Annotated in this window: 16 protein-coding genes; 10 read left to right on the forward strand and 6 right to left on the reverse strand. The window is 62.8% G+C overall.

Annotation, left to right across the window (positions count from 1 at the left end; genetic code table 11):
* From GY769_14260 to GY769_14305, 10 genes are all read left to right on the forward strand, one after another.
* On the forward strand, window positions 1–363 hold a 363-nt coding region (locus GY769_14260), incomplete at its 5' end, for a pirin (GenBank protein MCP4203081.1).
* An 81-nt stretch (window positions 364–444) separates the two neighbouring features.
* On the forward strand, window positions 445–1,122 hold the full coding sequence (locus tag GY769_14265; protein ID MCP4203082.1) for a metalloregulator ArsR/SmtB family transcription factor: 678 nt from the start codon (window positions 445–447) through the stop codon (window positions 1,120–1,122).
* Window positions 1,123–1,214: 92 nt separating this feature from the next.
* Window positions 1,215–1,820 carry a hypothetical protein gene (locus tag GY769_14270; protein MCP4203083.1) on the forward strand — a complete coding sequence of 202 codons (606 nt, stop codon included), beginning with the start codon at window positions 1,215–1,217 and terminating at the stop codon, window positions 1,818–1,820.
* A 16-nt stretch (window positions 1,821–1,836) separates the two neighbouring features.
* Window positions 1,837–4,158, forward strand: a complete 2,322-nt coding sequence (locus tag GY769_14275; protein MCP4203084.1) for an MMPL family transporter — start codon at window positions 1,837–1,839, stop codon at window positions 4,156–4,158.
* Between the two features lie 16 nt (window positions 4,159–4,174).
* Window positions 4,175–4,987 (forward strand): outer membrane lipoprotein-sorting protein, encoded by an 813-nt coding sequence (locus tag GY769_14280; GenBank protein ID MCP4203085.1) that lies wholly within the window; start codon window positions 4,175–4,177, stop codon window positions 4,985–4,987.
* Window positions 4,987–6,252, forward strand: coding sequence for a hypothetical protein (locus GY769_14285; GenBank protein ID MCP4203086.1), 1,266 nt, complete (start codon window positions 4,987–4,989; stop codon window positions 6,250–6,252). The genes GY769_14280 and GY769_14285 overlap by 1 nt, the downstream gene beginning before the upstream one ends.
* A 362-nt stretch (window positions 6,253–6,614) precedes the next feature.
* The gene (locus GY769_14290) at window positions 6,615–7,958 is read left to right on the forward strand and encodes an NAD(P)/FAD-dependent oxidoreductase (protein MCP4203087.1); all 1,344 of its coding nucleotides are present in this window, start codon (window positions 6,615–6,617) and stop codon (window positions 7,956–7,958) included.
* Between the two features lie 595 nt (window positions 7,959–8,553).
* A complete protein-coding gene (locus GY769_14295; protein MCP4203088.1) occupies window positions 8,554–9,336 on the forward strand; it encodes a pirin in 783 nt (260 codons plus the stop codon).
* Between the two features lie 62 nt (window positions 9,337–9,398).
* Window positions 9,399–10,316 carry a hypothetical protein gene (locus GY769_14300; protein ID MCP4203089.1) on the forward strand — a complete coding sequence of 306 codons (918 nt, stop codon included), beginning with the start codon at window positions 9,399–9,401 and terminating at the stop codon, window positions 10,314–10,316.
* A 6-nt stretch (window positions 10,317–10,322) separates the two neighbouring features.
* A complete protein-coding gene (locus GY769_14305; GenBank protein MCP4203090.1) occupies window positions 10,323–10,484 on the forward strand; it encodes a hypothetical protein in 162 nt (53 codons plus the stop codon).
* Window positions 10,485–10,563: 79 nt separating this feature from the next.
* On the opposite strand, the gene GY769_14310 is transcribed toward GY769_14305, so the two are convergent.
* The 6 genes from GY769_14310 to GY769_14335 all read right to left on the reverse strand — a co-directional run bounded on the left by GY769_14310 (window position 10,564) and on the right by GY769_14335 (window position 22,591).
* Window positions 10,564–11,037 (reverse strand): hypothetical protein, encoded by a 474-nt coding sequence (locus GY769_14310; protein MCP4203091.1) that lies wholly within the window; start codon window positions 11,035–11,037, stop codon window positions 10,564–10,566.
* A 2,812-nt stretch (window positions 11,038–13,849) separates the two neighbouring features.
* Window positions 13,850–15,241: a TIR domain-containing protein gene (locus tag GY769_14315; protein ID MCP4203092.1), complete on the reverse strand. Its 1,392-nt coding sequence runs from the start codon at window positions 15,239–15,241 to the stop codon at window positions 13,850–13,852.
* A complete protein-coding gene (locus tag GY769_14320; protein MCP4203093.1) occupies window positions 15,238–17,646 on the reverse strand; it encodes a TonB-dependent receptor in 2,409 nt (802 codons plus the stop codon). The genes GY769_14315 and GY769_14320 overlap by 4 nt, the downstream gene beginning before the upstream one ends.
* 298 nt (window positions 17,647–17,944) lie before the next feature.
* Window positions 17,945–20,134, reverse strand: coding sequence for a hypothetical protein (locus GY769_14325; GenBank protein MCP4203094.1), 2,190 nt, complete (start codon window positions 20,132–20,134; stop codon window positions 17,945–17,947).
* A gap of 99 nt (window positions 20,135–20,233) precedes the next feature.
* Window positions 20,234–20,464 carry a hypothetical protein gene (locus GY769_14330; GenBank protein MCP4203095.1) on the reverse strand — a complete coding sequence of 77 codons (231 nt, stop codon included), beginning with the start codon at window positions 20,462–20,464 and terminating at the stop codon, window positions 20,234–20,236.
* Window positions 20,465–20,515: 51 nt separating this feature from the next.
* Complete coding sequence (locus GY769_14335) at window positions 20,516–22,591, reverse strand: CHAT domain-containing protein (GenBank protein ID MCP4203096.1); 2,076 nt, start codon at window positions 22,589–22,591, stop codon at window positions 20,516–20,518.
* Window positions 22,592–22,631: the final 40 nt, after the last annotated feature.

Raw genomic sequence — 22,631 nt, forward strand, 5'->3', positions numbered from 1 at the left:
AACTCGGTCGTCGTATTGAGCTCTGAGTTCTACGACGAGCTCGTCGCCCACGCCGTGCCGATCGACCTCCGCGCTCTCAAGGCTCTCAAGGGCTCACCGTTGGCCCTCGACATCTACTCGTGGCTCACCTACCGGATGAGTTACCTCCGGAAGCCGTGCCTCATTCCCTGGGAAGGGCTCCAGACCCAGTTCGGTGCCGACTACGGGCGACTACGGGACTTCAAGAGGAAGTTCCTCGCGCACCTAGTCGACGTTCTGCGCGTCTACCCTGGGGCGCGAGTCGCTGAGCCGGGAGGTGGACTGCTTCTCAGACCTTCACCTACCCATCTACCCCGCCAAGCACCTCGGCGACCCAACCGCTAGCGTCCGGCCAAGCCCCTTGACAGGAGAGTCGTTCACGCGTCATAATCAACTTTTCCGTTGAATAGTTGAGGGAGACCACCGATGACTCTCTCCAACCGTCAGTTCAAAGACGCTATCTACGACCAGCTCGCGCGGCTGGGCAAGGCCGTCGCCAGCCCAACCCGCTTGGAGCTCCTCGACCTCTTATGCCAGGGACCGCGGACCGTCGAGTCCCTGGCCCGGCAAGCCGGCCAGAGCGTCGCCTGTACCTCCAAGAACCTGCGCCTCCTCCATGCCGCGCGCCTGGTCGAGACCGAGCGGCAGGGGACCTACGTGACCTACCGGTTGGCCGGAGAGGAGGTGTGCGAGCTCTTCCGCACTCTGCGGAAGCTCGCCGAGCTCCGTCTCACCGAAATCGACGCGATCACCCGAAACTTCCTCGAGTCGAGGGAGACCCTCGAGCCGGTCGATCGCGAAGAGCTGATCCGCAGAGTCCACGACGGCGAGGCGCTGGTTCTCGATGTCAGGCCACGTGAGGAATACGAAGCCGCGCATATCGCGGGTGCTCTCTCGGTACCGCTTTCCGAGCTAAAAGACTTCCTCGTGGAACTTCCGCGGGATAAGCAGATCGTCGCCTACTGCCGGGGCCCGTATTGCGTCATGTCGATCGACGCGGTACGTCTCCTGCGCGAGGAAGGCTTCGACGCCGTGCGGCTGGAGGACGGCGTGCCCGATTGGCGGGCTCGGGGCCTCGAAGTAGGGGCCGCTGAAGCTGGATGATGACGGACTGGATCCTCTCGCACGAGCCTGCCCTACGTCTCGATACGGCCTGGCTCGTCGAGCCCTCGTCTTCTGAGAAATGGAGGTTCCCTATGATGCGCTTGTCGAGCTTCATGCTGACCCTCGCGGTCTGGCTCCTGCCGCCCACGGCGAGTGCCTATCCGCCAGCGGTCGGAATCGTCGGCCAGAGCCGCTCGTGCACGGAGTGTCACACCAGCAACGGTCCCTGGTCGGACGGGGAGGCGGCGATCGTCGATGTCCTCGCTGCGGACACCCGGCAATCGCTCCGCCAACCCGACGGCCGGTTTCTCCTGGTGGTCGAGCGTGGACGGACCGCGACGGTGATCACGGTGATTGGCCGCCAAGCTGGCGACAGCGCGCCACCGCCGCTCCGGAACGCCTGGCTCTACGTCGACCCAACACGGCTAGAGACCAGTGCGCTCTCCAAGTTCGCCCCTGGGTGGGACGTCAACCTGCCGATGTCCTGCCGCATCGTCGGCGACGAGGTGCCGGAGTATGCCGGCGCCGCGGTGACGGCCCTGCCGATGACGCTACGGGCGGGGGACGCGGCGGCGGAAGCCGAGCTGGAGCTGCAGGTCATGCTCACCTCCGGCGAATCGGTCAAGGGGAAACCCAACGCCCGGCTGATCTCCAACTACTTCGTGCGCAAGCTGATCCTGAGGGTCCTGGAGCCGTAGGAAGGGGGAGTCTCCGATGCTCAAGAAACTCACCTGGTTTGCCATGAACAGGCCGAAGGTCACGCTAGCGGCAATTCTGCTGTTCACCGGGGTTTTCGGAGCACAGTTCCCCCAGATCCGCATCGATACCGACCCCGAGAACATGCTCGAGGCAGATCAACCGGACCGAATGCTCTACAACCAGGCCAAGAGCGATTTTGGTATCCACGACATGATCGTTCTCGGGATCACGGACGAGAGCGGGGTCTTCAATCCCAGCACACTAGCCAAGGTCGAGCGCATCGTGCAGGGAATCCTGAAGATCCCGGGGGTCATCACCGACGATGTCATCAGCCTGACGACCACCGACGACGTCCGGCCGAAGGCGGGCCTGCTCGAGGTGCGGCGCATCATGGAGGCCGTCCCGCGTGAGGAAGCGGAGGCCCAGGCCATCCAAGCCTCCATCGCCGCCAACCCGCTTCTCGCGGACAAGGTTGCCTCCCAAGACGGCAAGGGGCTCGCGATATACATCCCCATCGAGCGCAAGGACCAAGCACATCGAATCGGAGCCGAGATAGAGAATCTCGTAACTCCCGAACTCGGCGACGGACAGAGCTACCACCTGGCAGGGCTGCCGATCGCTGAGGACAGTTTCGGGGTAGAGATGTTCCGGCAGATGGGGCTGATGGCGCCGATCTCCGGCATGGTGATCTTCCTGCTGCTCTGGCTGCTCTTCCGCAAGCTGACCCTCATCCTGCCCGCCATGGCGGTGGCGATGTTCAGTGTGGTTTGGGGCATGGGCCTGCTCATCGGCACTGGTTTCACCGTCCACATCATGTCCAGCATGATTCCGGTCTTTCTGATGCCCATTGCTGTGCTCGACGCAGTCCACATCCTGAGCGAGTTCTACGACCGCTACCCCCAGATCGGTGACCGGCGCGAGACCCTGCACCGGACGATGAACGATCTCTTTACCCCGATGCTCTATACCTCCCTGACCTCGGCTGTCGGCTTCGGGTCGCTGATGCTGGCGGACATTCCGCCGGTCCGCGTATTCGGCGGCTTCGTCGCCTGGGGAATCCTGGCCGCCTGGCTGCTGACGATCACCCTGATCCCAGCGTCGATCATGTTGATTCGGGAGGAACGGCTCAAGGCGGCGTTTCGTTCACTCGGCGAGGCCCACGACCTGCTGGGTCGCCTGTTGCCCTCATTCGGCCAAGCGGTGGTAGCGAGGCGTCGAGTTCTAGCCGTTGCGGCTGCGCTTCTCCTTCTTGTGGGCGCCTTCGGGCTCTCCCGCATCGTCGTCAACGACAATCCGGTCACCTGGTTCGAGGAGGGGCACCGTTTGCGCGTCGCGGACCGAGAGATGAACCGTCTGTTCGGCGGCACCTACATGGCCTATCTGGTGATCGACGGGCAGACGGCTGGCGCGATCAAGCGTCCCGCGGTGATGAGCTATCTGGCCGATCTTCAGAGAGCCCTGGAGCGTGACCCCGTGGTGGGCAAGACCTCTTCGGTGGCCGACATCGTGGGGCAGGTCTCCACGGTTCTACATGACGGCGATCCAGCCTTCCGGAAAGTCCCCACCGATGACGAAGAGCTGGGACAGTACCTGTTCCTGTTTCAGATGTCGGGAGACCCCGGTGATCTCGACAACTTCGTCGACTACGACTATCGCTACGCCAACATCTGGGTGCAGATGAAGCGCGGCGAGAACCGCGACATGGCCCGCGTCGAGCAGGCCATTGCGGCCTATCTGGCTGCCCATCCCCCGCCACCCGAAGTCAGCGTCAGCTGGTCCGGCCTCACCTACATCAACAAGGTGTGGCAAGACCTGATGGTGGTCGGAATGCGCAATGCGATTCTGGGTGGTTTCGTGGCGGTTTTCATCTTGATGGTGATCCTCTTCCGGTCCCCGATCCTCGGCCTGCTCTCGATGCTTCCGCTGACTTTCGCCATCGTCCTCTCATACGGCCTGGTGGGGTTGGTCGGCAGGGACTACGACATGCCGATCGCTGTCTGCTCTTCCCTGGCGCTGGGCCTGTCGATCGATTTCGCCATTCACTTCATCCAGCGCTTCCGATCCCGCTTCGCCGAAGTGGGGGACCTCGAGGCCGTCAACCGCTACATGTTCGGTGAGCCGGGCCGGGCCATCGCCAGGAACGCGCTGCTCATCATTCTCGGCTTCTTGCCGATGCTCCTCTCCAGCCTGGGTCCCTACAAGACGGTCGGAGCCTTCTTCGCCTTGCTGATGACCTTCAGTGCTCTGACGACACTCGTGCTGCTGCCGGGATTGCTGCGCATGATCGGTGGCCGCGTCCTGGCCGGCGGCGGCACGGGCGCGACAGCCCACCCCTAGGACCCGGAGGATCGCCATGAACCCTGGCCGACTGACTAGATTCGGACTCGTGACATGGGTGGCCACCCTGGTTGCCCTCACCCCCACCGTAGCTGCCATAGAGCCCACCGCGGAGGAGATCGTCAGCCATTCCCTCGACGCCTTCTACTACGCCGGCAACGACATGCGGGCGCGAGTATCCATGGTCTTGGTCAATCCGCAGGGTAAGAAACGACTGCGCGAGTTGACGATGCTCAGGAGGAACTTCGGCGCTTCGGGCGACCAGCGCTACTTCATCTTTTTTCATGCGCCCGCCGATGTCAACGGAATGACCTTTATGGTCTGGAAGTACCCGGCGAAAGAGGACGATCGCTGGATCTTCATCCCCGCAGTCAAACTGGTCCGCCGCATTGCCGCGAACGACAAACGCTCTTCGTTCGTCGGCTCCGACTTCACCTACGAGGACGTGTCGGGCCGTGACGTCGCGGACGAGACGCACGAGCTCCTGCGTTCTGAAGAGTTCGACGGCCGACCCTGCTTCCTCGTGGAGAGTCGCCCAAAAACGAGCACCGACTACGCTCGCCGGGTGAGCTGGATCGACAAGGAGCGGTGGGTGCCACTCAAGGAGGAGTACTTCGACGCCAGAGAGGAGCCGGTCCGGGTATTCACGGCCGACGAAGTGGAAGAGATCGGTGGCCATTGGACCGCCACCAAGCGCACCACGAAGAATCTCCAAACCGATCACTACACTGAGGTAACGTTCCAAGAGATCTCCTACGACGTAGGACTGGACGAGGATCTCTTCACCGAGCGCTACCTCCGGCAACCACCGCGCAAGTGGATCCGCTGATGCGCCGGCCGGGCGCTTTCCTATCGGCGCTGGTGTTGACGGCGGCTCCCGGCGCTTCGACGCTAGCCTCCGCCGAAGCCGAGATCACCGGCTTCGTCCAAGCCAACTACGCCGCCAGGCTGCCCGGCGCACCCTGCGCCTCCGAGACCGCCTGTGACTTCCCACTCGGCGAAGAGCGCGTCCAGCTCAAGATCGAAGGCTTCTCGGAGGATGGCTCTGCTGGTTTTGTGGGCAAAGCCGATCTCTTTCATGACGCGGTGCTGAACGAGTCGGAGGTCGAGATTCGCGAAGCCTTTGTTGACCTGCTCGGGCGTTATTTCAGTCTGCGCGCCGGCCGCCAAATTGTGACCTGGGGAGTCGGCGATCTGCTCTTCATCAACGATACGTTTCCCAAGGACTGGATCGCCTTCTTCACCGGGCGCCCCCTCCAGTACCTCAAAATCGGCAGCGACGCACTGAAGATCGAGCTCCATCCACGGTCTCTGAGTGTCGAGATCGTCGTCGTTCCGTTTTTCCAGTCGGACCGCTTGCCGACCGGCGAGCGCCTGCTGGTCGCCAACCCGTTTCCCTCCGGGCTGCCGAGGCGCGAGTCGACCCCGGAACGATCTCTCGAGAACACCGAGCTATCGGCGAAGCTCTCCCGCTATATCGGGGCCTGGGAGCTGGCGGCGTATGTTTCACGGACCCATTACCGGTCTCCGGCCACGACGCTGGACCAGAGCATGGATCCGGGCGAGATTCAACTCTTTTTCCCCCGCTTGAACACCTACGGCGGCAGCCTGGCCGGTGGCTTGGGGAGCGGTGTGTTCAGCCTCGAAATGGGCTACTACGACTCAGTCGAGGACACGGAGGGTACGAATCCCGCGGTCGAGAACAGCCAGTTCAAAGGTCTCATGGGCTACACCCGGCCCCTGTGGGCGGATGCGAGCCTTGGTCTTCAGGTCTTCGGCGAGTGGATGCAAGACCACGACGCCTATCGCTCAACCCTGCCAGCGGGATCTCCAGTTCGCGACAGGCCACGCTGGACCGCGACAACGAGATTCACCCAGCTCCTGTACCACCAGACCCTGACTCTGAGTCTCTTCGCTTTCTGGGGGTTGAGCGAGCAGGACGCCTACCTGATCCCGTCGGTTCGCTACGCCTTCACTGATTCGCTGTGGGGAGAGTTCGGAGCGAATCTCTTCTCCGGTGAAGAGAGCCACACGATGTTCGGCGGACTGGATACGAACGACAACCTCTATCTGACCGCTAGGTACAGCTTCTAGGCTGTTCCGACTCGGGAGGAAAAAGAGATGGGCAACAATCGGGATTCAAGTATGAAAGCGAGGAAAGGCAATTGAAGGTCCTTGAAGAAACGATGAAAGGTGTCTCGCCGGGGACGAGCATCGACCTGAAGGCGTTGGGCCTACCGGCCTCGGGAATCAGGGGATTGCTCATCGTATTCTGGAAGGAGAAATGACTGACATGCCGGCAGGAGGCTCCTGCCGTTCGCCGCGTCTTCGAACGCTTCGGCTCACACGGCTTCGAAGTTGTCTGCGTTGGTGCCTTCGAGACACCCGAGGCTTGTCGGAACTGGAAGCAAGAATACGACCTCCCCTTTACCGTACTCGCCGATGAGGACGGGACCTTGTTCCGGACACTCACCAACGGCTGGGTGCCCTGCAACATTCTCATTGGACCGGACAGCGTCGTCCTGTTTTCCGAGGGCGAGTTCGACGAAGCCGGCTACTCGGCTGCGATCGCGAAGCTCTATCCGGAGTCCGCCGCCGTGGAGACGGCAACCGAGCCCGGCAAGGAATCGGGCGGGCGCACAGCCCGATCCGACGTCGCCAACATCGTCATCCTGGGAGGCGGTGCGGGCGGACTCGTGGCCGCACACGATCTGCGCCGACGGCTCCCGGAAAAGCACTGCATCGTTGTCATTGACCGCGCCGCCGACCACCAGTTCTCCTCTTCCCTCTTGTGGCTCATGGCGGGACAACGCCGCGCCGAGCAGATTCACCGGCCTCTGAAGCGTCTGGCCGCTCAGGGGATCGAATACCACCAAGACGAAGTCGAAGCGATCGACGTTGGTGGCAGGCTCGTGCGAACACGGTCAGAGCAGTTCGACTTCGACTATCTGATTGTTGCGCTGGGAGCCCAGCTGGCACCTGAGACGATAGAGGGCTTCGACAAGATGGCTCACAACCTCTATGACCTAAACGGATGTGAGCAAATCCGCGCGGCGCTCGAGACCTTCGAGGGCGGCAAGATAGGCGTGCTGGTCACCTCCATGCCGTTCAAGTGTCCGGCCGCCCCGTACGAGGCTGCGTTCTTGGTGGACACGGTTTGTCGCAAGAGGGGTGTACGAGCGAAGACAGAAATACACCTCTTCACGCCCGAGCATCAGCCTATGCCGGTTGCGGGGCCGAGACTGGGCGATGCCATCGCCGAGATGCTGCGCGCTCGAGAAATCGACTTTCATCCACTCTACACTTTTCAAGAGCTATGGCCTGAGACGAAAGAAATCGTCTCTTCCGATGGAGCGGACGAAGTCGACCTCCTTATCGCGGTTCCGCCCCATCAAGTACCAGAAGTCGTTCGCGCGGCTGGGCTGGTTGGCGTATCTGGATGGATCCACGTGGACAAGAAGACACTTCGGACCGAGCACGACGGGGTGTTCGCCATCGGCGACGTCACGAGCATCCGGCTACCCAACGGCAAGATGCTCCCAAAGGCGGGAGTGTTCGCCCATTCCCAGGCGAAGGTCGTCGCCGAGCAGATTGTGGCCGAGATCCGGGGCCGCCCATCTGATGCGTCTTTCGACGGCAAGGGCTATTGCTGGATTGAGCTCGGCAATGGCAGAGCTGGTTTCGCCAGCGGCCGCTTCTACGCTGAGCCAGATCCGCAAGTCCGGATGTTCTGGCCTGGCCGCTTTTGGCATTGGGGGAAAGTGGCATTCGAGAAGTGGTGGCTGCGCCACTTCTTCTAGGGTCGAGAATGTGACTAACACTACCGTGAGGCCGATTGAGGAGGAGAGTGGCGCGGTCATAACGCCGAGCGTGTCTCTTCTAGTAACCCGAATCGGTCCCGTCCATCGCTCAACCCTAACCTGCCAGCGGCCGCACTAACGGTGTCAACGACGTGCGCACGACCGATCCGCCCTCTAACGGGAGAGTCTTGGAACCCCGTTTTTCGAGCTCTCAGGGTAGGAATCCATTTTTCTGCGCTGCGGGGAGAGGGTGCCAAGGATCTCCCGTAAGGGCACCCTAATTGAGGCTCTCTAATCGCCCTAAGTGCTTTAGTTTCAGTAGTTTACAACGCAATACTGGTGTCCCCAACGGGAGGAAGTTGGAACACCGTTTTCGCCCAACTCGAATCCTTTAACTCACTGAGGGACATGAGCTTAGCCGCGTAGGGGTTTCGCCCTGACGCGTGCTGACAACTGTCCGCACCCATTCGGGGAGGTCCTGGCGGGGACCGTTTGGAACCCCCCGCCCAAAAGCCGCACCAAGTCCCAGAAGCTCGCACAGGAGGCGCGCGAGATCGAAGCCGAGGAAGCCCGGGCCGCCGGCGCCCTCGGCTTCATGGCCCGGATCCTCGTCCAGGCCACTCTCCCCCATCGCCGGCCGAAGACGCACGAGTTCGAGCGCGTCAACGGCCGCTTCACCCTCTACATGAACGCGCCGCCTTCGGTCGGTCTCCCCTACGGCTCGTACCCGCGGCTCGCCCTCGCCTGGCTCTCGACCGAGGCGGTCCGAACTCGGTGCCGCGAGATCGAGCTCGGACCGACCTTCTCGAGCTTCATGTACAAGCTCGGCTTGACGCCGATCACCGGCAAGCGCGGCACGACCTCCCGCCTCCGCAATCAGCTCCATCGGCTCCTTTCCACCACGATCCGGTGCAGCTACTCCAACGAAGCGAAGGGACACGTCGCCGGTGTCGGCTATTCGATCGCCCACAGGCACCAGCTCTGGTGGTCGCCCCGAGACCCCGAGCAGCGGCCGCTCTGGAGCTCGGTCGTCGTCCTCAGCGCCGAGTTCTACGACGAGCTCGTCACCCACGCCGTGCCGATCGACCTCCGTGCCCTCAAGGCCCTCAAGGCCTCGCCGCTCGCCCTGGACATCTACTCGTGGCTCACCTACCGGATGAGCTACCTGCGGAGGCCATGCCTGATCCCCTGGGAGGCGCTCAGGACCCAGTTCGGCGCCGACTACGGTCGACTGCGGGACTTCAGGAGGAAGTTTCTCGTGCACCTGGCGGACGTGCTTCAGGTTTACCCGGCTGCCCGCCTCTCGGAGCGGCCGGCAGGCCTCCTGCTAAGACCCTCTCCGACACACCTGCCACGACGTTCAAGCGCCAGAAGCTAGGCAAAACGTCTCCACTCGGCACTCGAGTATCTGAGCCCCGTGCAGTGCGAGGCGCGAGCGGTGTGAGAGACTCCACCCAACCAACTGGTTGTAGGAGGCTCGATGAGCAGGCACACAGGGAGTTCGTCGCGGCGCCGTTGGAGGCTAGTATGCAAGAAGGGGAGGTCACTGTGCGAAGGCTGAACCTGTCAGTAACTGCCACACTGTCTATTCTGGTCGCTTGCTCCGGCTCGGTGGATCACTCGGTCACTGCGGTTTCCTTCTCGGAACCGACCAGAATCATTGATCTGGGAGCGCTCGTCACGGAGGACTTGCCTCAGAGAGTCTGGGGGAAGCGGCAGCTGGCTGATTTTGGCTTTGATCGCCCAAACAGTTTTGAGGATGTCGAGGCTTTCGAGCCAATGTACTTTGTCGATTCCTACTACACGCTTTTCAATCATGGTGGCCCGCACGTCGATGCTCCGAACCATGTGGGCAACAGGAACGGGAAGGGAATCGACGCCTTCGACCTAAGTCACTTTGCAGGGCCCGCAACATTCGTAGATGCCTCCCATCTTCCCCAGGGCTCTGTCGTCTCTGCCTCAGTTGTTCAGAACGCTGAGATTCACGCAGGAGATATCGTCCTGCTCTATACCGGCTATGAGTTCCCCGCCTCAGAAGACGAGTACCCGGTCTACTCCACGCTTTCGCAGGAGGCAGCCCTGTATCTAGCCGAGCTACCGATCAGGGCGCTTGGGACTGATGCCTTGAGCGTTGAGAGCATTTCCGAATTCGGACGGAAAGCGGCAGAGGGGGCGACATCCTATGAGGAACTCACACCAATTCACCACGCGTTTCTCACACGCGATATCTTGGTCTTCGAGACGCTCTTCCACCTTGACGAGCTAAAGGGTCTGAAGGACTTGTACTTTGTGGGCGTCCCGCTGAACGTAAAAGGCGCAAATGGCGTCCCCGTCCGACCGGTGGTTCTCGCCTATTAGTCTGGAGTGGTGGTGGAGAGCCTGGCTCTCGCCCCGCCGATCGCCATGCCGCCGCTGATGCCGGCATCGGGGAGCGCCCGCCAGATGGGCGGCGAGCAGCGCGACCTGGAGCTGACGCCCGAGTTGGAGCTGGAGCTCCGGCGCCTGCGGAAGAGTCTCGGGAACTGACGGCTCGCGGAGATACCGCGCCGTGAGATGGACTTCCGTCGGAGGAACACGACCCGCCCCCTAGCAGCGAGGAGTTTCTCTAGGAAGCCGGCAGCTCCGGCAAGTTCCGGGCAGCCAGCGCCTCCAGCCTCGCGGTGGTGATATCGAGGGGATTGGCCGAGATGCTGAAAGCGGGAATGCGAAGCCACTGGCCGCTGTGGTAGTTGAGCTTGCCGACTCTCGAGAAGCCCGCGACCAACTCGGTGGGCCGGCGAGGCAGGAGCTGCAAATACGGTTGGCCGCGCCAGGTCGCCCACCGGTAGCCGGAGAACTCCTGCCATGGAATGGTCGAGGGTCCCCAGTCTTCGTACCTCAAGCCCTCCGCCGAGATCCGTAGCTTGATCCTCCGGTCGATCATTCCGAACAAACCAACCAGGATGGCCACGGCGCACAGAACCGTCGTGATGGGAGTGCGTACAAAGTCGACCAGCAATGTCACGGCCAGGCCCGCAGCTCCGGCGACGACTGCCACTACGGCGACCCTGCTCGACCTCCGGATCCGAGCTTCTTCCATGACCGCGACGCCATCGCGCCCGCCGCAGGCCTGCTGAAGCCCAGGAGATCCCCCAGGGGTGGTCGTTTCCGGCACTGACAAAGAGGAGAAAGTTGCCGGCCGATCCTCATCGCGCTCGACGGCCCGGCGGTGCGAGTATCCGTTCCGGCTCAGCCGCTCTCCTCCTCGCACTCCGCTAGCTCCTCCTCGTACCACTCGATGTCGGCCAGCGCCAGATCGATCTGGTACCCGAGGCGCAGTCAGCGGCGGAGCTGGCGTCGGATCTCGCCAAGGGTGCCGTACCAGGTGCGTGCCGCCTCGACGTAGTCCTTGGCCTTGGCCACCATGTAGTCGCCACCGAGCCAGAACATCTGCTCCTCGATGTAGGCGAGCGACGCTTCGCGGTTCGGCTCGCCGCGGGTGCTCTCGGTCAGGATCTCCAGGTACTTATGGAGATCCTGAGCCTGCTGGACTATGTCCGGCGTCATCTTGGAGGTCGCCCAGCCTCCGGGGTCGAGATAGAGCTTCACCAACTCCAGTGCCGTGCGCACCCTCGACCCGACGCTGCGGCTGATCTGGCCCGCCTTAGCGGCACCCGCCAGACCGTCGAAGAGCGCCGTCCCGAGCGCCGCGAGGCTCAGATCGTTGAGCAGGGCCAGGGCCAGCGCCCCGTCGAAGTAGGCTTCCAGCGACTCGACCACCGCGGCCTCCCGGACGAGCCGCTCGTTGAGCGGCGCCAGCTCGGCCTGGACGGCGTGGAGGCCACTCTTGGCCTGCTCGAGGCGCCAGCGCGCGTCGGCCAGCTTATAGCGGCTGATGCGGCAGGGGTCGTCCGGGTCGGGCTCCGGCAGCTCGCCCGGCGCGGGCTCCTCGCCGGGCTCGGGGCAATCGCCACGCTCCAGACTCCAACTCGCGGCGACCGTGGTCAGGGCCCCGTCGCGGTGCTCGGCGGCCTCGAAGCTGCCCGCCATCCGCTGGCCGTCGTCCTGCAGAATGCGCTTCTCGGGATCGTGCCACCCGGGCTGGCCCGCCGCACCGCCGCTGCCCACGTGGATGCCGGGGTCGCCGCTGCCTCCCAAGCTGCGCGAGACACCCCCAGGGTAGATGACGAGCTGCTCGAACCAGGGGTGGAAAGGCCAGCTCAGGAAGTACTGGTCGTCTTCCATCGCCCCTGCAGGGCCCGCCGCGAGCTGGGCGGCGAACTCCGGAGTGAGCCGCCAGAGATAGCCGCCATGGCCGACCGCATCCTGGTGGCCATCGTTGTGGGCACCCATCGTGATGGTGCCCAGAGACCAGACCTCCTGCGTCAACGTGTAGCTGCTGCCGGGTGCGACCTCGAGCGCCAGGTATAGGTTGTCACCGGGATAGTCGTACAGGATGCCCTCTCGCAGAACGAGATCGGCGTTGCCGGTCCACGCAGAGCGAACTCCGTCATCGAACTCTCGGAAGGCGCGAGCGCTGAGCTCTCCGAGCCAGCAGGAACCGGTCGATGGCAGCGGCGGCAGCGTCACCCCGCCGCCGGGCGGCATCCCCGGCGCACCTGCCCCACCGGACGCCTGTCTCGGGTCGCCGCCCGACGCTCCCGGCCCTCCGCCGGCGCCGGCGGGCCGCTCGGCGTGGGGGTCGCGTAGGTGCACGAATGCCACGTCGCCATGAGGAATCGAGCGCGAGGCGACCATCACCGCCTGGTCGCTGATCTCGACATGACCGGCGAGCAGCTCCCCCGATTCGAGCACCACGGCGTCCTCGTCGGGCGGCAGAGCCGGACGCTCGGGCGGGAAGGTGCCGCCGTCGAGAAAGATGAAACCGATGTCGGTGCGGGCGAAGCGGCGGATCTGCGGCTCGACCTGTTGGGCGGCGCCGCGCTCGGTGATGCCGAGCCGCGGCAACTCCAGCGTGGCGAAGGCAGTCAGCGAGCGCAGGTGGCCGGTGACGGGCTCGTCGCCGCGCAGGTGGATCGTGTCCTCGGCCGGCGCGAGCTCGAGTAGCTCCGGCGGCCAGCCGTGCCGCTCCAGGATCTCCAGGATCTTCGGTTGCGCCGCGGCGAGGTCGGCGTCGCTCTCGATCGGGGGAATATCCTGTGCCGCCGCGGCGAGCGCCGAGACGAAGAGAACGAGGATGGTCGCCGGCGCCCGGCGTCGCCGGGTAGTTCCGGCGAGTAGGTCCAGCGGGCCGGTGCCCTTTGCAGCCACGTCTCTCATTGCCGCCTGCCTCGAGATAGGCGATCACCTTTGATTCGGCAGCGCTAGGCTATCACCGCCCATCAGGGGGTCATGATGCGCTCCCTGAGTCTGCCTTGAATCGACGGGCCGACTCCCAGGCTGAGTGTGCCTGGTGAGGGCCAGCATGGCGCGCTCGCGCCCGTCCTCCAGAATCTCGGTCGCAGGTTGCGTCTTGCTGGCGCCAGGTTCGCCACCCCCGAATGGAGCGCGAGCACGTTGTTCACACGAAACTTCGCCGCCTAAAGCCCGCCGCCCCTCATCGTTCCAGGGAACCCCGTTAGGTCACCCCAGCGGGATCCCGGCGGCTGCTTGGGCATCCTAATTTGAGCACTTGAATCGCTATAAGTACTTTAGATTCAGTAGTTTACAACGACATACTGGCGTCCCCAACGGGATTTGAACCCGTGTTGCCAGCTTGAAAGGCTGACGGGAAAACTCGGTAAATTCCTTCATATCAGCTATTTAAAGACACATCTCGAATCTGTGGTGACCTTCTGGGTCACCCAAAGACTCACACCGCCAAGCTAAGCTCGGTTCGCGAAGATGGCGCGCAGTCCGCCACGTGCTTATGCAGTTTGCTTCGTTTCGTGTGACCCGGCGGCAAGTCCGTATCAACCCGCCGCTGCCATCGGACGAATCTCCGGCGGGTCCAGATCCAGCTGCTGCCGATACACCCTCAGGCCGATCTGGAGAAAGCGCTGGTTGTTCTCCCTCCAGGCCTCCAAGGCCTCGATGGCAGCCTGTAGGTCCTTCTCGACAATCGCCTTCTCGAGCGCTGGCTTCACATCCAAGTTGAAGTCTGCTCCGATCCGCGCCAGCTCCTGGCCCTCGTCCGGGTGGGTCCCAAAGGCTTCGCCCATCCGGCCTTCGCTAAGAATGCGAATGAAGAAGCCGTCCCGCTCGATTTCGCCCTTTGCTCGTTCGAGAGCCGGCAACTCGTTTTCGGGCTTTGCGCGCCAGTCCTGAAGCCGCTTCAGGAACGGCTCCAGCAACTCGTGACGTATTCGGCTGGCGAGAGCGATATTGGCGGCCAGGGCAGCTGGTGGCTCGGCGTTCTTGAGCCAGGAATCCTGCACCTGCTCCGAGAAGGTGACGTCGACCGTCAGCATGCCGTTTTCGTTCTTCCGAAAGAACTCGATTTCTGGTCTGTAGAGCTTGCCGTCCCGGGCCAGGTACCGACTGTTCAACTGACGCGACGTCCGGTCGTCTCCCCTCTCGGCAACAATCTCGGTCTCCAGCTCGTTCGCCCAGGCCAGGTTGTGACCTTCCGAGTCCCTCTCGATCCTTGCCTTCGCCACGAGTTTCGACCATTCGAAGAGCTTTCCAGCCTTGGGCGACGGCGGGAGATCGAAGAGCTCTTTCAGCGACTCCCTGTCCGAGGAGATCTGAGTGTCCTTCCCGACCGAGTTGACGCCGGCCGGCAAGATGACCTGGATGTACTTGTTGGCGTGAATCAACTGCTCCTTGTCGGCAGGTTTCCTGTTGATCAGCTTGTGGATCTTCTCGGCGATCGGCAGCAGCTGTGCCTTCGCGAATTTTGGATCAGCGAGAGCTGCATTCAGGGGCCCGCTCGTGTTGGAAGCGCGCGGATTGGTATAGAGGCGCACCAGGTACTTGAAGATCCTTTTGGTTGTCGCCTCGAGGCCTTGCCGTTCGAAGAGCGGATCGGGTACTTTCTCGCCCTCCGGATACAGGCAGACGATGCTCTTGCTCGTGCTGCTATGCAGGTCCTCGAACAAGCCCGCCTCGTAGAGACACCAGTCGAAGTCGTCCTTGGCCGGTTTTGTCAGGACCAGCAGCAGGATGTCCGCCTGATCGAGCTCCTTGCGGATCTCCTCAGCCCACCGCTGCCCTTCTTCGATGCGCTCGGCGTCGAAGAACTCGATGCGGTTCGCAGCCAGCAGATTGAGCTGGCCACGGATTTCTTCTCCGACCACGTTGCTGTCGCTCGTCTTGCGGCTGATGAAAATACGGCATGTGTCCTTGTTTTCGTCTTGGCTCATGATCTACCCCCTGAGTAGGTGACGTGAAGGAGAGCCCGTCGTTTCAGGATGCTCCCCCCGAACAACTCGTAGTGGCGGTTGTCTCCTATGTTGACGACGTCGAGTCCGATCCGGACCCCGCTGCCGACCTCGCGCGCAAGATGGGCATCGGCCACGACATACGACGGCACGGGTCCTCGAAACAGCCCCGAGCTCCATTCGAAGCCTTCGGTCCAGCGAGCGCGTAGCGCCATCGACCAGGCGCCAGCGGTGCCGACCAGGCTCGCGGCTGCTTGAAGCTCGGGCGCGTTCGGCAGCAGCGGGCTCTCAGGTGGGCTATCTTCCACCATGAACCGCGAGCGCGAAGCTGACAGACTGAGCTGCCAGTCATCGGTGAGGAAGCGGTGCGCTTCCGCTTCGATGCCCTCGGCCGTGGCGCGGCCGAAGTTGGCCACCGACAGCACCGCCAGAATCGGCGCCCCGTCGCGATCGTTGGACAGAAAGGCGGCAAGAGCTGGTGGCGCCGATGCCAGCGCTGCGAGAAGCTGCGCCTTCAGGGCCTCCGAGATTCCATCAGGCGGGCGGTAGGGCCCGTACTCGGGATTCAACCGTCCGAGGCTCGTCCCCACCTGTGGGAGGATGCTGGTGGTGAAGTCGGTAAGCTCGTTGCGGTAGACGCTGGCCGAAACAAACGTCGAGCCTAGGCTGCCCCGATATCCGAGTTCGAAGGACCGGATCTTTTCGACCTCGAGTCTCGTGTTGCCCAGGGCCAACTGCGGCACCCGGTCAAAGCCCAGAGTGTCGCCGTCCAGGACTTCGGGAAGCCAGTGCGTCAGATCCAGAACCGGTCCTACCGGCGTTCGCACCGCGAACTCCACCAGCGTCGGGCTCTGGAACGAGTCGTTGTAGGTCGCCCGGAATCGGTGGCGATCCCCGAGAGCCCAGGTCAGTCCGACCCGTGGCGACAATCTCGTCGCGTGCAGGCTGCTCTGGTCCACGCGGCTCGAGGCAACCAAGGAGACCTTCCGGCCCGGGTCGAGGTCGAGCTGCGCGAACAGAGCGCTCTGGTGCGCGGTCTCGACGTCTCCGAAGATCCCGTGAACTCCGGCCGGGTCGGACGAATCCACCCGCTGGCGGCTGTGAGCCAGGCCTCCCACGAGTAGACCGCGCCCCGCCAGCGTCTCACGGTTGCCCTGGAGCTCGATGCCGGCGTTGTAGCCGTCCGAGTAGAGCGAGGCGCCAGTCGACAGGCCGATCTGGTTTTCGCCCCGGCGTCCGCTGTAGAAGCCCAGCAGGTTCCAGCTGGGAGTGTTGGTGTTGAACCGAACCCACGGACGGCTCACCCGATCGGCCTGCGTGCGGCCGAGAGGAGCAAGGGTGGTGCCTCCCTCGAAGCTGCCGTGGCCCGCCTCGAGCGCTGACGACGAGCGCTGCCCGAGGCGGTCGAATCGGACCGAAACGAAGCTGGTCTGCAGTTTCTCGAAAGGCGGCGCGATGACTTCGGGAGGAAACCGGCCGGAATCGTACTCCGGCCCATCGACGCGCGACGCTGTCAGGTGATCGCTCTCCTGCAGGCTGCCGTTGGCGCGCCACGACCAGAGAGGACCCGCCGAGCCCGCGATCCGAGCCTCGACGCGGCCGGTCTCGAGTTCTCCCGCGGACAGGCGCAGCTTGAAGCCGGGCGTATCCTTGGGGCTCTTGGTGGTCAGATTCAGCACCCCAGAAACCGCGCCGGCGCCGTACAGAGCAGAGCTCGGCCCGCGCACCAGCTCGACACTTTCGAACTCGTCCAGCGGCATCGACATGGCGCCCCACTCCTGGACTCCCAAGAACTCCGGCACCGAAGTCTGCCGGCCGTCGATCAAGGTCAGCACACGGCGGTTGATCGACGAGTTGAAGCCTCGGGTGTTGACATTGAAGTCAAAGAGATCGCTCTGCGCCACCTGGACCCCCGGGGTGAAATCGATGAGCCGCGGCAGCTGACCCGACGAGGTCTGCGCCGACAGCTCGCTCGGCAGCAGCGAGGTGATCGCCGCCGGCGCCTCCACGAGACGTTCGCGGCGCTTCGAAGCCGCATACACAGTGAGGCTGTCCTGGAACACAGCCGGCCAGTCGGCCACGATCACGAGCCGTTCCGTCAGCGGCACCCGCACCTGACGGACCACGATCAGGCTGCCCTGCTCGCACACCAGCGTCTGCAAGCCCGCGGGCACGGACTCGAGCTCGAATCGCCCTTCGCTATCGGTGTCGGCGGTCCGATCGCCGACGCTGACCCGCGCTCGGGGAACCGCCTCGCCGCCCGGCCCCATCACCCTGCCGGCCACCGTGTAACCGGGGTCTGCTAGGGCGGCGCTGGCAACGACCAGGGTCATGGCGACGACAAAGGCCGCCCGCCATCCGTGGTGTTTTACTTTTCTGTAACTCATTTTTCCACCATCCTTCTTCGCCCGAAAACCGGCTCCCGCTCTCGATGCGCCCCCGGTCGGCCGGCTCTTTGTAGTCCTAGACGGCCCTGGAAGCTGTTTTCCTTGCCTACGCTCCCGACCGGGAGCGGTCACGACGGCGCGACAGGTATCCTTAACAAGCAATGAGCCTGTAGGCGGCTCTGCTGACCGCGGTCGGCAGCCGCGTCCCTAACGGCAACATCGCGGACGTGGCTACCGCTGTCATTGCCGGCGCCGCGCATCGCCGCCAAGACCGGTCTTTGAAAGCGAGTCGGCTGTGCTACGCCTCGGTTGATGCAGAGGGACGTAGAAGTACGCAACCAGTGATCGGTTCGCCGTCCCTCATCGCCCTCACCACGATGCCGGCAGCGCAAGGATTCTGCGGGAGATCCACGATCTCCACTCTGTAGGTGGCGGATTCGGATGTATCGGAACCTTCGATACGGACCGGATCTGTTGCATGACAAGTTCTCAGAAAGACCGGGTCCTTGTAGGGGAGCTTGAGCTCCTTGTCGTCCTGCGTCAGGAGGTCGTACCTCAGTTCACCTTTCTTGATTGCATCCAGTGCTCGAACCCTCGCCGTGATTCTGAGAGTCCAAGGATCCAGCTTTACTGATTCGACCGCCATTTCGGTTTTCGAGCTCAACAGCTCGACCGCATGGCGCTTCAGGGCGACGTTTTCGTGGAGCAAGTCGTTCTTGGTCATGAAGTGGCGCACGTCTCGCCGCACTCCGAGATCCTCGAGAGGTGCTCCGGCTCGATCGCCTACCCGCAGAGCGCGGCGGATGGCCACGCTCATGCCCACGCCGAGCGGAAGCTCTTCGAAGGGGTCATTCCCGCCGGCCTTGGCAACTTCATCGCCAACTTCAAAAAGTTCTTGATGGGTAACCATGTTCGCGCCGCCAGCGCCGGTGTTGTCATCAGTTCCCAGAACGAGCCCGAGCTCGTTGTCTTGGAAGCCGGCGGCAAACATGTCCGCTGCGCTGTAGGTCCGAGCGTTCGTGATGAGTAGCAGAGGTCCATAGAAGATCTGAGCGTCTTGTTCGGCCACGTCGAACTTGCCAGTAGTAATTGGCAGGGCAGCAGAGTACTGCTCTCCGGTCAGCAATCCTCGGTCGACGGAGGCCTCCCAGTCCCGCCATTTGTTGATTCTCTCAGGCGCTCTCTCGATGAGATTGCGCACTAGATCGGACGGGCGAAACTGGAAACGAGACCGCTCCAGTTTTTCCTCACGTAGACCGTAGTCGCTTCGAGTCGGGTATCTTCTCTTGTCCCTGAGACCCTGAAGAAGGAGCTCCGCCAGCTTGATGCTGCCCCCGGGGTTGTCTCGAATGTCAACGACCAACCCACTGGTGCCGCCAAGAGAGTGGACCGCCTCTCGTATTTCCTCAAGCACCGTTCTTATTTCCTCCGAAGCGAAGCTGAAGAGGCGCAGGTAGGAGATGGGAAAATCAGAGTTCTCGGCAAGCAAGGAGGTCTTAAAGATGGTCTTCTTTCGTTCGACCTCCTCGGGAACGTCGAGCACTTCGACTCGAATTCGCCGTATGCTTTCGCCCTGCTCATCGATCGCGTTCGTCAGATCGATACTCGGCGCGACGTCGTCGGGAGCGGCTGCCTGCTCCTCGGCGTGGCTGACTGCCTCGCTCGTCTTGAAAGCGGCAACTCTCCAGCGTAGGGTCCGGGTTCCACGTCCGGCGCCTTCGGAGACCTCGCCGTTCTCGTCCGCCCGCAGATAGCGGATCCGAACCCAGTGCTCATCGGGCGGCGGAGAGGACGAAAGCGGCGCGTAGCAGAAACGTGCCAGGCCGAAGGCGTGCCTTGCCTCGGCGTTGCTTCCCGGCAGCCTGTCCGCGTGCAGCTGGATCGCGCGGTGAATCGGAGTACCGTTCCAGTGCGTGAGCTCAGCGCCTTCGACGAACCCACTCGCTGCCCTTCTCAGCTCGGGGTGGATTCTCGCCAGGATGTACTTGCGCTTCCGTCCGGCTTGACGCTCTGGAATCAGGATTCCTCCGAGCGCTCTCGGGTCCTCTGTTGCGCCGCCATCTGTGGCGAGCGGTTCCCAACACTCTTCGACCTCACAGCCCAACCAGGCGTAGCGGCCTCTGAACATCTCGGGCCAGTAGTAGGTCATGTGCCTGTCCCTGACGCCGACGAAGATCTCCGTCATGCCGCGGTGGAAATCGAGCGGGTCCGGCGGCGCCAGGCCGTATTTCACGTGGCGTTGGAGCCGCCGCAGCTGCCCCACGGGGTTCGCAGCATGAAGAGCCTCCTTGAGCGGAAGATTCGCGTAGAGCTGGCCGAAAAGAACGAGCGCCTGCGCGATGATCAGCTCGAGATGTTCTGGCCGCTGCTTCTTGGAGAGGCTTTCTTCAGCATTTTCTAGGAAGGTCGTCAAACGCCGCTGGCCCTTCAACGTCACGCTTGTCGAGTAGCTCTTCAACCTGGAGTGGGCTTCCTGGTCTTTTGTCATTGGCTTCGGTCCGGTTGTTCGATGATTCCGAGGTGGCAAGCGATGAATGCTTGGGCGGGGCGGCTGAGTCTTCCCAGCCGACCCGGTACCAAGGGCCGGTCATTTTTCGTCGATGTCCGGCAGCTGGCTCCCCTTGTTCTGATCGGTGATCTCAATTTCGCCCCCATGAGCGATGACGTGGAAGACTCCTCCCGTCGAGATCTGAAACCGCAGTCTCGGTCTTGCGGCGGCATCGATAGTCTTGATGAAGCCCTTCGGAAGATCGGTGGTTATTCCGGTCTCGAAGTCTGTGATCTTGAGAACGATCTCGCTGTTGTTTTGGAACTGCATGCTTCCTCCTTTGTGATTGGTTGTAGAAATCGTGCCACGCACGCTTGCCAGCTACAAAGCCTCCGAATCCAAATGGAGGCTAGAAATGCTTCCGTGCCAGTCGCCGTACGACACGAACGAAGCCCAGAAATACTCGGAATGCCATCGAGTCTCTGGAGCGTCGCGAAGCAACTGGATCTGCGCTTGTCTCAGTGCCCTTGCGGGAGAAAGACCATCCCGGAAGAGCCCCTGATAAAACTGGCGCATGAGCTCTGCGGTCGCTTCATCGTCGACGCTCCACAGGCTCGCAATGACGTTCTCGGCCCCGGCGTGGATGAAGCCACGAGTAAGCCCCAGCACGCCTTCACCCCTGAGCTGCTTGCCGAGCGCCGTCTGGCAGGCGCTCAGGACCACCAATTCAGCCGCAAGATCGAGGGAGTAGATGTCGTGCAGTCGGACGACGCCGTTGCGTGGCCTCCCGCGTTCGTCGACCAGCGAGAGCACCAAGCCCGACAACCGAGGTTGTTGGCTGTCGAGAATGCCGTGTGTCGCGAAGTGGAGCACCCTGTAGCTCGCCGTCTCCTCGCTTAGCACCGCCTCACGCGTGGCTTCGAATCCGAGAAGCACCTGGCGGTGCTCCGGACGAACTAGCTGGCTGATGGCGAGGGCCTCGTCGCGGGAGTGATGCAACCGCTGAAAAGACTTCCAGCCGCCGCGCTCCAGTCCTCGCAAAGCCGCGAATTGTGGAGGCAACGAGTCTGGACTCCCTCGAGAATCGTCCTGCATGCCAGCGACGCGCGCGTCCGAGACGCTGAAGGCAGGATCTGCGAACAGCAACAGGACGTTGTCGCCGGCGCTGGGCGATTGGCGTGCTCGTATGGCGGACAGGACCGAAACCGAGGGTACATTAACCACTTCGTGGCCGACGACGAGCGGCTCCGGGTCAGGCAGTATGCCGGCCGGGTTCGGAAGAGCCGCAAATGGAATGTAGCTCAGGGCGCCTTCGGCGACGATCACTAGCGCCTGGCCGTCGAGAGCATGGACTATCGGCCCCAGGAGCAGCTTGCTTAGCTCGAGAGCTTCTCTACGATACATTTTGCGATGTTGCTCCCAGTCCTCGCCGTACCATGCCTTTGCGTCAGTGAGTAGCTCGTAGACTCTCTGGCTCTTGGCCTCGATCGTTTCCCTCGACGGGAGCTCGAAGACATCGAACCGATTCGCGCCAACCACCCAGAGATAGCTGCGTCTGTCCCCAAGGCTGTACTCGAGCAACAGGGAGGTCTCATCGAGAACCGAGGTCTGGATGGCATCCAAATCGAGGGGGGGAGCATAGGCAAGTTGCGCGTAGCGCGGATGACTTCTCCTAATTGACCGCTCGATCTCGTCGAGCTCCGCCTGGAGCGCTTCCAGGCTGCTCCTGTCCCTCAGCCTTTTCGAAGCAAGGGCGTTGATGTCTTCGAGCAGCTTCCGCTCGCGCTGCTGGAGGTCCGGGTCGAGGTCCGCCCGCATGTCGGGCACCGCCTCGGCCAGGAGCTCGAGCAAGCTGCGAGCGCGGGCTCGCTCGCTGACGCGCAGCGCCTCCGCGGCGTATTGACCGTCCGGCTCATCGCCTGCGAGTTCCATCAGAAGTTCTATCTGGAGATCGTAGTAGGACTTGTAGTTCGCCAGGAAGGACGCCCGCATTCGCTGAATGTCAACCGCTGTCCGGACAGACTCGATGATCCCGATTGCCGATTCGACCCGCTCGATGGCGTACGGCAAGTCACCATTGCGGCGGCTGAGCTCAGCCAGGCCGACGCTCGCTTCCGCCAGGGTGTTTCGATCTCCAGACTGACGGCTCAAGCGTTCGGCTTCGGCAAAGCCGGTTGCTGCCTGCTCGTGCTGCTCTAAGGCCAGATGTGCCGATGCGGTGCAAAGGAGGCCGATTGCCTGGCCTCGTCGATTCTGGACTTCGGCGCTCAGCTCGTATGCGCGGTCGCAGGCAGCCAGGGCCTCCCGTGCCCTTCCAAGGTCGAGGTACGCTTGGCCCAGGTTGCCGTTGTAGATACCCTGCTGCCTTACCTGGCCGAGCCTGGCGGCGAGTTCGAGAGCGCTCTGGCCGCCTATGGGCAGGCGATCACCGTCTGGCGGACTATCGGAGCCAAACAACGAGAATCAGTAACGCTCAACAACCAGGGCTACGTTTTTC

Source organism: bacterium, assembly GCA_024224155.1.
Taxonomy (GTDB): Bacteria; Acidobacteriota; Thermoanaerobaculia; order Multivoradales; family JAHEKO01; genus CALZIK01.